A 14521-nucleotide genomic window follows, 5' to 3' on the forward strand; every position below is an offset into this window, starting at 1 on the left:
ACCGCCGCCGCCTCGCCGCGGCGAATGAGCGCCCACGAGCGCCCGGCGCGCGTGCGGCGGTGCAGCTCGATCAGCGCCAGCACCGCCGCGAGCCACACGGCCACGTAGCGGAAGTACGCCGCATCGGACAGCGCCAGCGCGGGCCGGGGCATCATCAGCCGCTCGCTGCCGAACACGCGCCCCAGCCAGCCGGCGCCGCCGTCGGGAAAACCCATGACGTTGATCACCACCTGGAAGCCACCCGCCATCATCATGGTGACGAGCGCCAGGTACAGCCCCTTCAAGCGCAGCGCGGGCAGCCCCGCGAGCATGCCCACCCCGCACGACAGCAGCCCGCCCGCGAGCACCGACAGCTCGAAGGGCCAGCCCAGCCCGTGCCCCGCGCGCAGCGCGATCCAGCCGCCCACGCCCAGCAGCGCGTACTGGCACAGCGACACCAGCCCGAGCTGCCCGTAGAGCAACGCCACGCCGGCCGCCGCGATCGACAGCGCGAGCGACGAGGTGAGCGTCTTGATCCAGTACGCATTGGCCAGCCACGGCACCACGAGGCCGATGAGCAGCACGCAGCCCACCATCACGGCCAGGGAAATGCGCGCGCGGCGCGACGCCTGCGCGAGCGCGGCGGGCGGCGCCTGCGTGTGCGGAACCGGCACCGCGCCGGCAAGGGTCGATGAAGCGCTCATGCCTGCCGCGTCCCCGTGCGATAGAACACGATCATGGCCAGCGCGATCAGGAACGGCGTGGCCGTGCGGAACGAGGCGAAGCCCGGCACCGTGATCGCCAGCGCTTCGAGCACGCCGATCGCGATGCCGCCCGCCACCGTGGCCGGCAGCGAATGCAGCCGCCCGATGATGGCCGCGGCAAATGCCGGAATCACCAGGAAGGTCAGCAGCGTGGCCTGCAGCCGCACGATGTTCGCCAGCAGCAGCCCGCACACGCCGGCGAAGGCGCCGCTCAGTATCCAGGCCACCGTGTCGACGCCGAGCACGCGAATGCCCAGCAGCGCGCTCAGGTCGCGGTCGTTGGCCAGCGCGCGCATCTTCAGGCCCACGCGTGTCTTCGACAGCAGCAGGCCCACGCCGCCCATCATCAGCACGGCCAGTGCGAGCCCCAGGGCGCGCGTGTGCGTGAGCCGCACCTCGACCTCGCCGAGCACGAAGTCGATCGCGCCCGCATCGGTCGGCAGCACCAGGCGGCGCGGCTGCTCGCCCCAGTACCACTCGGTGAAGCCGACCACCACCAGCGCGAAGCCCAGCGTGGCGATGCTGCGGATGGTCGGGTCGCGGTGCGACAGGCGCGGCGCCAGCAGCCGCCCGTAGGCCAGCGACAGCAGCATCGACGTGACGACGGCCGCGCTCCATGCGAGCGCCTGCGGCCAGTCGGCCTGGAGCATCGACCAGGCCACGTAGGCACCGATCGCGCCGATGGCGCCGAACGCGAAGTTCAGCACGCCCGACGAGCGGTAGAGCACCACCAGCCCCACGCCCGAGAGCGCGTAGACCGCGCCCAGGCCCAGGCCCGAGATGACGAAAGGCAGGTAGTCCTCCATGGCCGGGTGCGCTTACTTCAGGCCCATCTTCTGCTCGTCGGCGCGGATGTCGACCAGCTCCGGGTCGTCCGCCGTCAGGCAGCCGCCGGGCGCGAAGCGCCAGCCGTTGCCGTCGGGGCTGGCGACCGGGCCGCTGTTGTTGGCGTTGTGGCGGTTGCCGTTGCCCACGTAGAAGGGCTTGCAGAGAATGTCGCTCTTGAAGTCGCTGACCTTGCGCAGCGCGTCGGTCACGCCGGCGCGGTCGATCTTCTTCGGGTCCATCTTCAGCAGCGCCTGCGTCACGATGCGCGCGGCCACGTAGCCGCCCTGCGAGAAGGTGTCGCGCGGGTCGCTCTTGGCGCCGTACTTGTCCATCACCGCGAGCCAGTTCTTGTTGTCGGGCCCGGCCGACTCGAGCGGGTTGAACTCGAGGTTGACGTCGAAGTTGCCCTTCCAGTAGGGGCCGATGGCCTTGGGCACGTCGGTGTTGTAGGCCGCGCGGCCGACACGAAGTGGATCTTCCTGCCGATGTTCTGCTGCTCGGCCGCGGCCAGCATGGGCACCAGGATGCCCTTGGGCACGTTCATGATGATGGTGTCGGGCTTCTTGGCGGCGGCCTGCAGCATGGTCGAGGTGGCGTCGGCCGAGCCGGGGTCGATGGCAATGGTCTCGACCTCCACGCCGTTCTTCTTGCCCCACTCCTTCGGGCCCTCGCAGGCCCAGTTGCCCAGGCTCGGGATGTTCGGAATGATGCAGACCATCTTCTTCGCCTTGTACTTCTGCGCGGCGTACATGGCGGCGATGGTGGCCGACACGCGCGGCCCCGCGTTCACCGGCACGTAGTTGCGCGCGTTGAAGCATTCGCGCGGCACGCCGGTGCCGGCGATGACCATCACGCCCTCGTCGGCGTACATCTTGGCGTTGGCGCCGCACTCGACGAAGCTGGTGCTGCCCGCGAGCGCGACCACCTTGCGGTCCTTCACGAGCTTGGACGCCACCTGCGCGGCGGTCTCGGGGTTCCACTGGTCGTCGAGCACGATGTAGTCGACCGGCCGGCCGTGGATGCCGCCGTTGGCGTTCACGCACTTGAAGTACGCGGCGGCCGCCTGCCCCGAGGCGCTGAAGTCGTCGGGCCCGGTCTTGCCGACCACCGCGCCGACGGGAATGGGCTCGCCCGTGGCGGGCTTGCCGGTGTTCAGGCCGCAGTCGGGGCTGGCCTGCGCCCATGCGCCGCCCGCGCCCGCCAGGCCCATGGCGCCGGCCGCGAAGGACAGCGCGATCTTCTTGTGAATCTTCTTCATGATGGATGTCTCCTTTTCTTGTGATCGAAACCGTGCGGCTACACCGCCATGCACACGCTCTTGAGCTCGGTGAAGCTCTCGACCGCCGCGCGCCCCAGGTCGCGCCCGCAGCCCGACTGCTTCACGCCGCCCAGCGGCAGCGCGTTGTCGAGCACGTTGTGCGCGTTGACCCAGACCACGCCCGCCTGCAGGCGCGGCACGATGCGGTGCACGGCCGACAGGCTGTTCGACCACACGCTGGCGGCCAGGCCGTAGGCGCTGTCGTTGGCCAGGCGGATCGCGTCTTCGACGTCGTCGAAGGGCACGACCGTGGCGACCGGGCCGAACACCTCCTCGCGCACGATGCGCATCGACGGCTGCGCGTCGACGAACACGGTCGGCAGCACGAAGCAGCCGCCGTCGAACGCGCGGGCGCCGCCGGTGACGAGCGTCGCGCCCTCGGCCACCGCGCCGTCGATGTGCGCCATCACGCGGTCCATGTGGCGCTTGGACACCAGCGGGCCGAACTGCGTCTTCGCGTCGAAGCCCGAGCCGATGTGCAGGCCCTCGGCCGCCCGCGCGAGCTGCGCCACCACCTGGTCGAAGATGCCGCGCTGCACGTACACGCGCGAGCCCGCGGTGCACACCTGGCCCTGGTGGAAGAAGATGCCGTTGGCCGCGCCCTGCGCCGCCGCCACGGGGTCGGCGTCGTCGAGCACGATGAGCGGCGACTTGCCGCCCAGCTCGAGCGTGAAGCGCGCCATGTTGTCGACCGCCGCATGGCCGATCTGCCGGCCCACCGCGGTCGAGCCGGTGAAGCTGATCTTGCGGATGTCGGGGTGCTGCGCGAGCGCCGCGCCGGCCGTGGCGCCGCGCCCGCACACCACGTTGAGCGCGCCCGGCGGAAAGCCCGCCTCGATGGCCAGCTCGGCCAGCCGCAGCGCGGTGAGCGGCGTTTCTTCCGACGGCTTGAGCACCACGGTGCAGCCGGCCGCGAGCGCGGGCGCGACCTTCCACAGCGCAATGGCGAGCGGAAAGTTCCACGGCACGATGGCCGCCACCACGCCCACCGGTTCGCGCCGCGTGTAGGTCACCCACTGCGGGCCTGGAATGCCGATGGAGTTGTCCAGCGTCTGGCCTTCGAGCTTGGTGGCCCAGCCCGCCATGTAGCGCACGAACTCCGCGCCCGCGCCCACGTCGACCATGCGCGCGATGCCGCGCAGCTTGCCGCTTTGCAGCGTCTCGAGCGCGCTGAGTTCGTCGGCGTGCGCCTCGATGAGGGTCGACAGCGTGTACAGCATGCGCTCGCGGTCGGCCGGGCGCAGCGAGCGCCACGCGGCGCTTTCGAAGGTGCGGCGCGCGCTGGCCACGGCCGCGTCCACGTCGGCCGCGTCGCTGTCGGGCGCTTCGGCCACGGTCATCTCGGTGGCGGGGTCGACCACGGGCAGGTAGCCGCCGCCGGCGGGCGGCGTCTCGCGGCCGTCGATGTGGTTGCCGCGCCGGCGCTGCGCCAGCAGGCCCACCTGGCCGAGGTGTTCGATCGACAGGTCTCGCAGATTCATGAAAGGGCTCCGGGGCAATGCGTTGCGTTGAAGAAGAAAGTGCCGCCGTCGCTCACGGCATGGCGCGCGCGACGAGCAGCGTGTCGGTGAACTGCTCGAAGCGGCGCACCTTGCCGCCCTGCACCTGCCACACATGCGCGACGCGTGCGTGCATGGTCTTGCCGGTGGCGCGGTTGCGGCCGTGGTAGTCGCCGATGCGACCACGGTGTCGCCGCCGTCGACCAGCCGTTCGAGCACGAAGCGATAGCCCTCCCACTCGGCGCCCAGCGCCTTGAAGACCTTCTCGATCACCTGCGCCGGGCCGACGTGCGTGCCGGCGCAGGGAAAGCCGGCCATCTCGGTCCACCGCACGTCCTCGGCCACGTCGGCGAACATGGCGTCGAGGTCTTGCCGGTCGGAGGCGGCGTAGTGATCGGCAACGATCTGGTGGGGCGTGCGCATGAAGAAAAACTCCTGGGTGTGACAGCGAAAAAGGAAAGAGAAAAAAGAGGGATCAGACCGGCCCGAACTCGGGCGGGTAGAAGGTCTGCGAGCCTTGCGCATGAAGGCGCCGGCAGGGTTGTTGGCGACTTCGCCGGCGCCGGTGACGCCGAGAAACTTGCCGGTCGAGCGGCCACGCGCAAAGTCGAAGAAGAACACCGACGCCACCGGAATCAGGAACTCGCGGAAGGTGAAGACGTACTGCTCGTCGTCGAACTTCCAGTAGCTCGCGAGGTCGACGTCGCCGTGGCCGCGCTGCACGCCGACCAGGCATTGCCAGGCGTAGCGCTCGGCGCTCAGGTAGGTGTGCTCGTAGGTGTGGTTGGGGCTGTAGATCTGCCAGGTGCGCAGGCCGATGAGGTCGCGCGTGGCGTGCGGCACGGGGCCCGTGGCACCAGCGCCGCCACCGCCGCCTTCGAGCGTGCCGGGCCAGAAGTCCTGCGGCACGCGCGGCTGGCCCGCGGCTTCTTCGGCGCTCACGATGCGGCAGCGAATGGCGAGCACGCGGCGCGTGCGCGCGTTGAACACCACGGTGAGTGCCTCGGTGGGGCGGCTGGCCTGCGTGATGTCGAGGAAGAAGGTGTCGGGCGCGACTTCGATGGCTTCGTACCAGTCGCCCTGCCCCTGTCCGTTGCGTGCGCCTTCTTCGTGCCAGTCGAGCGTGTGCTGCGCGCGCGGCTTCAGCGTGAGGCGAAAGTCAGGCAGGGCCAGCACCAGCGTCCGGCCCGAGAGCGCGTCGGTGGGCGGCAGGCGGTTGGTGGCGATGCCGAGGGCGAACTGGTCGTAGGTCTTCCAGTCGGCGGGCTTGGTGGTGGCGTTGTCTGTGCTCATGGCGTCTTCTTCCTCAGGCGTCGTGCGCGAAGGCGATGGTGGGAAGGTCCACGGCGCTGGCGCCGCCGTCGACCATCAGCGAACTGCCGGAGACCATCGCGGCCAGCGGCGAGGCCAGGAACAGCACGGCGTTCGCCACGTCCTCGGGGCTGGCGGCGCGGCCCATGGGAACGTCGCGCGTGACGAGGTCGTAGGCCGCGTCGGCATCGGCCAGGCGGTACTTGTCGACGAGCACCTGCATCTGCTCGTCGGCCATCTCGGTGCGCACCCAGCCGGGGCACACCGCGTTCACGCGCACGCCCTGCTTGCCGTAGTCGCGCGCCAGCGAACGCACGAGGCCGATGAGCGCGTGCTTCATCGTCACGTAGCCGATCACGCCCGGCCCCGCGAAGTGGCCCGCGAGCGAAGACAGCACGACGATGTTGCCGCGCCGCTCGATCAGCTCGGGCAGCAGCTCGCGCGCGCAGACGAAAGCGGTGTCCAGGTTCAGGCGCGTCGACAGCGCCCACGAGGCGTCGTCGGTGGACAGCGCGTCGCCCACGCCGTGGCCGCCCGCGTTGGCCACGAGCACGTCGACGCGGCCGAACTTTTCTTTCGCCTGGGCCAGTGCGCGGCGCACGTCGGCGGTACTGGCGGCATCGCCCGCCACGGCGAGGCCGTCGAGCTTCGACGCAACGGCTTCGAGCTGCGCAAGGCGCCGCCCCATCAACACCACGCGACCGCCCGCCGCGACGAACTGCGCGGCCACCGCCGCGCCGATGCCGGTGCCGCCGCCCGTGATGAACGCGACCTTGCCGGCCATGGAACCTGTGGAACTCATTCGCTCTGTCTCCTTGTGTCTTTTGTCTTGATCGACTCTAGGTTCGGGCGCGCACCTGCGATTGACCGAACGCGCAGCATCAGTTGTCCGACAGCGCGAAGTCGGCGCAGCGCTCGGCCAGCATCACGGTCGGCGCGTTGGTGTTGCCGCTGACCAGCGAGGGCATCACCGAGGCGTCGCACACGCGCAGCCCGGCCACGCCGTGCACGCGCATGCGCGCATCGACCACGGCCATGCCGTCGCCGCCTTCGCGGCCCATGCGGCAGGTGCCGCTCGGGTGGTAGACGGTCTTGGCGCGCTGGCGCACGTAGGCCTCGATGGCGTCGTCGGCCATGTCTTCGGCGGCGCAAGGCGCAAGCTCTCGGACACCAGCTCGCGCAGCGCCGGCGCGCGCAGGATGCGGCGCGCGAGCTTCACGCCGCGCACCAGCGTGGCGACGTCCTCGGGTGCCTGCAGGTAGCCGCCGTCGAACAGGATCGGCGCCATCGGGTCGGCGCTGCGCAGTCGCACGCTGCCGCGCGACTTCGGCCGCAAAAAGCAGGGATTGATCGACAGGCCGTGGCCCGCCAGCGGTTCGCGGTCGACGTCGCCCACCAGCACGGGCAGCACATGGAACTGCAGGTCGGGCCGGCCTTCGCCGGTGGTGTCGACGAAGCCGCCGCTTTCGACCACGTTCGAGGTGAGCAGGCCGGTGTTGAAGAGCGTCCACTGCAGGCCGTGCTTGAGCGCGGTGAGGCCGCGGTCGTTGCCCAGCAGGCTGATCGGCTCGCGCGTGCGGCCGTAGACCGACACCTCCAGGTGGTCCTGGAAGTTCTCGCCCACGCCGGGCAGGTCGCGCGCCACCTGGATGCCGAGCGACTGCAACTGCGCGCCGGGGCCGATGCCCGACAGCATCAGCAGCTTGGGCGAGGCGAGCGCGCCGGCCGACAGAATCACCTCCTGCCGCGCGGTGGCCACGATGTCTTCGCCGGTGCCGCCCGGGCCCGTGCGGTAGACCACGCCGGTGGCGGCACCGTCCTGCGTCTGCACGCGCATCACGTGCGCGCCGGTGACCACCGTGAGCTTCGGGTTGCCGCGCACGGCCGCGAGATAGGTGGCGGCGGTGCTCGCGCGCCGGCCCTCGAAGGTGGTCGTCTGGTAGAAGCCCACGCCCGCCTGTTCGGCGCCGTTGAAGTCGTCGTTGTAGGCCAGGCCGCTTTGCTGCGCCGCGCGCAGAAAGGCCAGGCTCAGCGGGTGGCGATAGCGCGTGTCGCTCACCTTCAGCGGCCCGCCGGTGCCGTGCAGGCCGCAGGCGAAGCGCGCGTTCGACTCGGCCTTGCGGAACCACGGCAGCACGTCGCGCCAGCCCCAGCCTTCGCAGCCCTGCGCCTGCCAGCCGTCGTAGTCGGCGGGCGTGCCGCGGATGTAGACCATGGCGTTGACCGAGCTGCCGCCGCCCAGCGTGCGGCCCTGCGGCACGAACATCCTGCGGCCGCCGGCGGCGGGTTGCGGCTCGCTCTCGTAGGCCCAGGTGCGCTCGGTGCCGATCACGCGCACGAAGGTGGCGGGCATGTGGATGAAGCGGTCGTTGTCGGGCGGGCCGGCCTCCAGCAGCAGCACGCTGCGCCCCGCCAGCACCAGCCGGTGCGCCAGCACGCAGCCGGCCGAGCCGGCCCCCACCACCACGAAGTCGAAAACCTGTTGCGCCATGTTCGTTGTCCCGCATTCGCCGAAGTTGTTGTCGCAGCGGATGCTCGCGGCTGCGGCGCGCCGTGGATCACCGGGGCGGGTTGGTGCTACTCAAAATGCGCTGTCGGTCAATGCGGGGGTCCCTGCGACAATGGGGCATGCCTTTCGCCCCATTGCAAAACGACACATTCCTGCGGGCCTGCTGGCGCCAGGCCACCGACCACACGCCCGTCTGGCTGATGCGCCAGGCCGGCCGCTACCTGCCCGAATACGTGGCCACGCGCGCCAAGGCCGGCAGCTTCATGGGGCTGGCCACCAACACCGACTACGCGACCGAGGTCACGCTGCAGCCGCTGGCGCGCTACCCGCTGGACGCGGCCATTCTTTTCTCCGACATCCTGACGGTGCCCGACGCCATGGGCCTGGGCCTGTCGTTCGAGGCCGGCGAAGGCCCGCGCTTCGCGCGCCCGGTGCGCGACGAGGCCGCCGTGGCCGCGCTCGAAGTGCCCGACATGCAGAAGCTGCGCTACGTGTTCGACGCGGTGGCCTCGATCCGCAAGGCGCTCGACGGCCGCGTGCCGCTGATCGGCTTCTCGGGCAGCCCGTGGACGCTGGCCTGCTACATGGTCGAAGGCGCGGGCTCCAGCGACTACCGCCTCGTGAAGGGCATGCTCTACAGCCGCCCCGACCTCATGCACCGCGTGCTGGCCGTGAATGCCGATTCGGTGGCCACTTACCTCAACGCCCAGATCGACGCCGGCGCGCAGGCCGTGATGGTGTTCGACAGCTGGGGCGGCGTGCTGGCCGACGGCGCGTTCCAGGAATTCAGCCTGGCCTACACCGCCCGCGTGCTGGCCGGCCTGAAGCGCACCGGCGCCGACGGCCAGCCGGTGCCGCGCATCGTGTTCACCAAGGGCGGCGGGCTGTGGCTCGACGCCATGCGCGAACTCGACTGCGAAGTGCTGGGCGTGGACTGGACCGTGAACCTGGGCGCCGCGCGCAAGCAGGTGGCCGAGGGCACCGACGGCAAGGCCAAGGCGCTGCAGGGCAACATCGACCCCAACGTGCTGTTCGCGCCGCCCGCCCAAATCGAGGCCGAGGTGGCGAAGGTGCTGAATGCCTTCGGCAAGCCCCACGCCGACCGCACGGCCCCAGGCCCGACCCACATCTTCAACCTGGGCCACGGCATCAGCCAGTTCACGCCGCCGGACCACGTGGCGGCGCTGGTGCAGGCGGTGCACGCACAGTCGCGCGCGCTGCGCGGTTAAAACTGTTGCAGGCGGGCCGCTCGGACGCAGGCGCCGACGGCCCCAAAACCCGGTCCCTTGCTGTTTGTCAAGCGCAAAAACGGCATATCGGTCTGACTTATGCACAAAACCCGTGCTGCACTGCGCAAGATTGTCCGGGGGGTCACCTTGTTTGCTCCCAAAGCGATAGCGACGCTAAGTTGTTGATTTATATAGGATTTGAATTTTGCTTTTTTTCCGGGCAATCCAGCGAGAGCCTTGATTTTCAAGGCTCGCCAGCGTGTCGAGCCCTGTTGTCAACAAAGTTATCCACAGAAACTCTGGATGGCTTCCAAAGCGCTGAAAAATCAACGACTTAAGTGCAGTTGTTCAAAGTCGCATTAACAAACCGTGCCAAGAAGGACCCTCATCGCCACCGCCGCCCTGCCCCTCGACGAGCCCGGCCAACCGACGAACGGTAGTCCGCCGGCCTTGCCCTGGCGGCTCGACATCGCCGTGCAGACGCCCGCGCACGCCGCGCTGGGCGACCTGCTGAGCTACGCCAGCGCCGAGCCGATGCCGCCCGGCACGCTGGTGCGGGTGCCGCTGGGCAAGCGCGAGGTGCTGGGCGTGGTGTGGAACGCGCCGGTGTCGCTGGACGGCGCCGCGCCCGACATGGTGCTCAAGCCCGTGGGCGCCGCGCTCGACGCGCTGGCCCCGCTGGGCGAGGCCTGGCGCGACCTGGTGGCCTTTGCCGGGCGCTACTACCAGCGCTCGATCGGCGAGATCGCGCTGGCCGCGCTGCCGCCGCAACTGCGCGACCTGAGCACGACGCAGCTGGCGCGCCGGCTCAAGCGCAAGACCACGGCCGGGCCGGTGGCGCCGACGGCCGAGTCCGCCAACCTGATCGCGCTGAGCGCCGAGCAGACCGCCGCGCTGGCCCGCATCGAGGCCGAGAGCGGCACGTTTTGCTGGTCGGCAGCACCGGCAGCGGCAAGACCGAGGTCTACCTGCGCTGCGTGGCCGACCTGCTGGCGCGCGATGCCCAGGCACAGGCGCTGGTGATGGTGCCCGAGATCAACCTCACGCCGCAGCTCGAGGCCCGCTTCAAGGCCCGCTTCGGCGACGAGGCCGTGGTGTCGCTGCACAGCGGCATGACCAACCCGCAGCGCCTGGCAAGCTGGCTGGCGGCGCACAGCGGCGCGGCGCGCATCGTGCTGGGCACGCGCATGGCGGTGTTCGCGTCGATTCCGGGGCTCCAGCTCATCGTGGTCGACGAGGAGCACGACCCCAGCTACAAGCAGCAAGAGGGCGCGCGCTATTCGGCGCGCGACCTCGCGGTGTGGCGCGGCCAGCGCGAAAAGGCCAAGGTGATCCTCGGCTCGGCCACGCCCTCTTTCGAGAGCTGGCACCAGAGCCGGCCCGCCGAGGGCGACGACCCGGGCGGGCGCTACGTGCGGCTGGCCATGCCTTCGCGCATCGGCGCGGGCGAGCTGCCGGCCGTGCGGCTGGTCGACATGAACCTGCAGCCCGCGAAGACGGTGATTTCGGGCGCGCTGCTCGACGCCATCGGCCAGCGCATCGCGCGCGGCGAGCAGAGCATGATCTTCCTGAACCGGCGCGGCTACGCACCGGTGCTGGCCTGCGGCGACTGCGGCTGGAAAAGCGAATGCCCGCACTGCAGCGCCTACCGCGTGTTCCACAAGATCGACCGCACGCTGCGCTGCCACCACTGCGGCTTCACCGAGCGCGTGCCGCGCGCCTGCCCGGCCTGCGGCAACCCCGACATCGCGCCCGTGGGCCGCGGCACCGAGCGGCTCGAAGAGCACCTGGCCGAGCTGTTCGCCGAGGTGAAGCGGCCCGACGGCGGCGCGGTGCGTATCGCGCGCATCGACGCCGACAGCACCAAGAAGCAGGGCGCGCTCGAATCGCAGCTGGCGGCCGTGCATTCGGGCGAGGTCGACGTGCTGGTGGGCACGCAGATGATCGCCAAGGGCCACGACTTCCGGCGCATCACGCTGGTGGCCGCGGTGAACCCCGACGGCGCGCTGTTCTCCAGCGATTTCCGCGCGCCCGAGCGGCTGTTCAGCCTGCTGATGCAGTCGGCCGGCCGCGCGGGCCGCGACGCCGCCTACCTGGCCTCGCAGGGCGCCACGGCCGAGATGTGGATCCAGACGCACCATGCGCAGCACCCGCTGTTCATGGCGCTGCGCCAGCACGACTACGCGGTGTTCGCCCGGCAGCAGCTCGACGAGCGCCGCGCCGCCGGCATGCCGCCGTTCGCGTTCCAGGCGCTGCTGCGGGCCGACGCGCGCGAGCAGTCGGTGGCGCAGGGCTTCCTGAACACGGCGGCCGACAAGGCCGAGGCGCTGCCGGGCGCGGACCTCGTCACGCGCTACCCGGCGGTGCCGCTCGCGATCCAGCGCGTGGCCAACGTGGAGCGCGCGCAGATGCTGATCGAAAGCCCCTCGCGCGGCGCGCTGCAGAAGCTGCTCGCGGGCTGGCAGCCGCTGCTGCACGAATTGCGCCGCACGCCCGAGGGAAAAGGCGTGATCCGCTGGCTGGTCGACGTGGATCCGCACAGCATCTGAGCGGTTTGTCCTGCAAGGCAGCCTCGCGCAGCCCGCGAAGGTGGTTTGCATGAACACCTCATTCGCCCCCACGGCCACGGCCCGCCGCGCGCCGCTGTCGTTGCTGCTGGCCGCGGCGCTCGTGCTGGCCCCCGCCGTGGCGCCGGCCCAGCAGGCACAACCCGCGCCGGCCGACGGCGCACCCGCCTTGCGCGGCAAGCTCCAGGCATTGGCGCCGCAACTGGCGCGCAACGCCTTCAAGCGCCCACTGACGCTCGAATCGAACGAGGCGCGACCGCCTGAGCGGCGACGTCTACGCGCTGGTCGACCACCCCTTCAACAGCGTGAGCGGCGCCCTGCGCGAACCGGCCGCGTGGTGCCAGGTGCTGATGCTGCACCTGAACACCAAGCACTGCGCCGTGCAAAGCGGCGGCAGCGGGCTCGCGGTGGCGGTCGGGCGCAAGTTCGACCAGCCGCTGTCGGACGCGCAGACCATCGACTTCGCCTACAAGCTCGGCAAGGCCGACGCCAACTACCTCAACGTGCGCCTGAGCGCGGCCAGCGGGCCGCTGTCGACGCGCGACTACAGCATCGTGCTGGAGGCCACGCCGGCCGACGCGGGCAAGACCGCCGTTCACCTGAGCTATGCCTACGCCTACGGCACCGCCGCGCGGCTCGCGATGAAGGGCTACCTGGCCACGATGGGCAGCGACAAGGTGGGCTTCACGCCCAAGGGGCAAGGCGGCTACATCGGCGGCGTGCGCGGCGTGGTCGAGCGCAACACCATGCGCTACTACCTGGCGATCGACAGCTACCTGGACGCACCCGCGACGGGGCAGCTCGACCAGCGCCTGGGTGCGTGGTTCGACGCGACGGAGCAGTATGCGCGGCAGCTGCACGAAGTGGACCGCGACGACTACCTCGCGATGAAGCACCGCGAGTTCGAGCGGCTGCGCCAGGCGTCGTCCTGAAGCGCCGGACGTGCCGGACGTCCCCCAAAACCGCGATTGTCAGTGGTAGCCCGTGGGCTCCTTGCCCATGTCGACGTAGCGCAGCTCGTTGTGCCGGCGCCGCGCGATGCTGGCGGGCCATGCGAACACCACCAGGCTCAGCGCCGCGAGCGCAATGGCGGTGGCGGTGCCGAACTTGCCGGCATGCCAGAGCCAGCCGACGCCGGCGAGCCAGACCAACCACAACAGGATGCGAGCCAGTATTGCCATTGCGCGCCCCACATTCACATCTTTGACTTGCGACCACTGTAGCAGTGCTTCTGCAAACTCAAGCATTCAACTGAAGCAGTAGCAGCCGCTATGTCTTACGGCCAGCCCTGGCCTACCCGAAAATTTGTGAAAAAACAGTTGACGGCGCGGGGCCGCGCTGCACAAGCTGTAACAGCGGGCGAACTCTTCGCGGGTTTGCGCGTTCCAAACAAGCTCGCTCGTCTCAAGGGTCGTCGTGAAACCACCATCTGTCTCTGGTTGGGTTCTCTCCTTCGCGTGCCTCGCCGGGGGCCTGGGCCCGCCCATGGCGTCCGCGGCCGAGCTGGAGGTGCAGGGCAGCCGGCTGGTGGTGTCGGGCATGCTCGACGGCAGCGCGATCAAGGAATTCATCGAGCAGCTGGGCAGCGGCGCGGTCCGCACCGTGGTCTTCGAAGACTCGTTCGGCGGCACCGCCGAAGCGGCCGGCGCCTTTGCCGACGCCATCCGCGCGAGCGGCGTGCAGACGGAAGTTCGCGGCCAGTGCATGGCCGCCTGCGCCTACGCGTTCCTGGCGGGCAAGACCCATCGCTTCGGCTACGGGCTGCAGGTCAACGGCATCATGCTGCCGGTGGCGAGCCGGCCCACGGCCGCCGAGCTGGCAGTGCGCTGGCGCGGCGACGAGGCCCACAAGACGCTGGCCGACTTCACGCCCGCGCCGGTGTCGACGACTTCCGCCCCTGGTTCTGGTTCCGGTTCTTCCGCCACGGTGGTGGCCGTGGCCGCGACCACCACCGCAGCGCCGGTGGAAGCCAGCGCCCCAGCGCCCACCAGGGACAACTGGCAGCCCGAGCACGGCGTGCTCTTCACCGCCAGCCCGTCGCTGTTCGGGCGCATCTACAACACCTACTACTGCGACGGCACGCAGGGCCGCGACTTCTCGAAGTGCGAGCGCCTGCCCGACGCCGACCCCTACAAGCTCGGCGTGCTGACGCCGTAGCGGGTCAGCGCAGCAGCCCGACCGCCAGCGGAAAACTGAAGAACGCCACCACCGTCGTCCACAGGATGATGCGTGCGATGCGCCCGTTGTCGGCGCCGAAGCGCTCGGCCAGCATCGACACATTGCTTGCGCTTGGCAGCGCCGCGACCAGCACCATCACCGTCAGCGCCGACGGTGCCAGCGGCAGCCCGAGCGCGATGGCGCCCAGCCCCAGGCCCCAGATCAGCAGCGGATGCGCCAGCAGCTTCACGGCCACCACCGGCAGCACGTCGCCCCACGGCGCCTTGGGCGCGACCGGGGCTGCCGTGCCCATGGCCTGCGCGACGGCCGCGCTGGCCACGTGCTCGCGCGCCAGCAGCG

General features: G+C 70.3%; 8 protein-coding genes and 5 pseudogenes. 4 read left to right on the forward strand and 9 right to left on the reverse strand.

Annotated features, from left to right (window positions below):
• The 7 genes and pseudogenes from BMG07_RS35265 to BMG07_RS35300 form a co-directional block, all read right to left on the reverse strand.
• Positions 1-683, reverse strand: a pseudogene (locus tag BMG07_RS35265) (branched-chain amino acid ABC transporter permease); the annotation flags it as partial.
• Positions 680-1549, reverse strand: a complete 870-nt coding sequence (locus BMG07_RS35270) for a branched-chain amino acid ABC transporter permease (protein WP_198088411.1) — start codon at positions 1547-1549, stop codon at positions 680-682. The gene BMG07_RS35270 and the pseudogene BMG07_RS35265, both read right to left, overlap by 4 nt.
• Positions 1550-1561: 12 nt before the next feature.
• Positions 1562-2829, reverse strand: a pseudogene (locus tag BMG07_RS35275) (ABC transporter substrate-binding protein).
• Between the two features lie 38 nt (positions 2830-2867).
• Positions 2868-4370 carry an aldehyde dehydrogenase gene (locus BMG07_RS35280; protein WP_198088412.1) on the reverse strand — a complete coding sequence of 501 codons (1503 nt, stop codon included), beginning with the start codon at positions 4368-4370 and terminating at the stop codon, positions 2868-2870.
• 213 nt (positions 4371-4583) lie between these two features.
• A pseudogene (locus BMG07_RS43415) lies at positions 4584-5681 on the reverse strand (MoaF C-terminal domain-containing protein); the annotation flags it as partial.
• 13 nt (positions 5682-5694) lie between these two features.
• Positions 5695-6501, reverse strand: a complete 807-nt coding sequence (locus tag BMG07_RS35295) for an SDR family NAD(P)-dependent oxidoreductase (RefSeq protein WP_269759717.1) — start codon at positions 6499-6501, stop codon at positions 5695-5697.
• Positions 6502-6580: 79 nt separating this feature from the next.
• Positions 6581-8190: pseudogene (locus BMG07_RS35300) on the reverse strand (GMC family oxidoreductase).
• 137 nt (positions 8191-8327) lie between these two features.
• Between BMG07_RS35300 and hemE the strand changes: the two are divergent.
• From hemE to BMG07_RS35315, 3 genes and pseudogenes are all read left to right on the forward strand, one after another.
• Positions 8328-9437: a uroporphyrinogen decarboxylase gene (gene hemE, locus BMG07_RS35305; protein ID WP_198088413.1), complete on the forward strand. Its 1110-nt coding sequence runs from the start codon at positions 8328-8330 to the stop codon at positions 9435-9437.
• Positions 9438-9887: 450 nt separating this feature from the next.
• Positions 9888-11986, forward strand: a pseudogene (gene priA, locus BMG07_RS35310) (primosomal protein N').
• A 323-nt stretch (positions 11987-12309) separates the two neighbouring features.
• A complete protein-coding gene (locus BMG07_RS35315) occupies positions 12310-12936 on the forward strand; it encodes a hypothetical protein (RefSeq protein ID WP_269759718.1) in 627 nt (208 codons plus the stop codon).
• Between the two features lie 39 nt (positions 12937-12975).
• On the opposite strand, the gene BMG07_RS35320 is transcribed toward BMG07_RS35315, so the two are convergent.
• On the reverse strand, positions 12976-13185 hold the full coding sequence (locus BMG07_RS35320; protein ID WP_198088414.1) for a hypothetical protein: 210 nt from the start codon (positions 13183-13185) through the stop codon (positions 12976-12978).
• Positions 13186-13489: 304 nt separating this feature from the next.
• Here BMG07_RS35320 and BMG07_RS35325 point away from each other — a divergent pair, with 304 nt between their 5' ends.
• Entirely contained in the window at positions 13490-14161 is a 672-nt protein-coding gene (locus BMG07_RS35325; RefSeq protein ID WP_198088415.1) for a hypothetical protein, read from the forward strand.
• Between the two features lie 4 nt (positions 14162-14165).
• On the opposite strand, the gene BMG07_RS35330 is transcribed toward BMG07_RS35325, so the two are convergent.
• The coding region (locus tag BMG07_RS35330; RefSeq protein WP_198088416.1) for an AEC family transporter at positions 14166-14521 on the reverse strand (356 nt) is incomplete at its 5' end.

It is taken from the genome of Variovorax sp. E3 (assembly GCF_016082275.1).
Taxonomy (GTDB): Bacteria; Pseudomonadota; Gammaproteobacteria; order Burkholderiales; family Burkholderiaceae_C; genus Variovorax.

Bases quoted from the DNA above. Each gene is read 5' to 3' on its own strand.
- BMG07_RS35270 (WP_198088411.1), bottom strand. From the start codon at position 1,549: ATGGAGGACTACCTGCCTTTCGTCATCTCGGGCCTGGGCCTGGGCGCG.
- BMG07_RS35280 (WP_198088412.1), bottom strand. From the start codon at position 4,370: ATGAATCTGCGAGACCTGTCGATCGAACACCTCGGCCAGGTGGGCCTG.
- BMG07_RS35295 (WP_269759717.1), bottom strand. From the start codon at position 6,501: ATGAGTTCCACAGGTTCCATGGCCGGCAAGGTCGCGTTCATCACGGGC.
- hemE (WP_198088413.1), top strand. From the start codon at position 8,328: ATGCCTTTCGCCCCATTGCAAAACGACACATTCCTGCGGGCCTGCTGG.
- BMG07_RS35320 (WP_198088414.1), bottom strand. From the start codon at position 13,185: ATGGCAATACTGGCTCGCATCCTGTTGTGGTTGGTCTGGCTCGCCGGC.
- BMG07_RS35325 (WP_198088415.1), top strand. From the start codon at position 13,490: ATGGCGTCCGCGGCCGAGCTGGAGGTGCAGGGCAGCCGGCTGGTGGTG.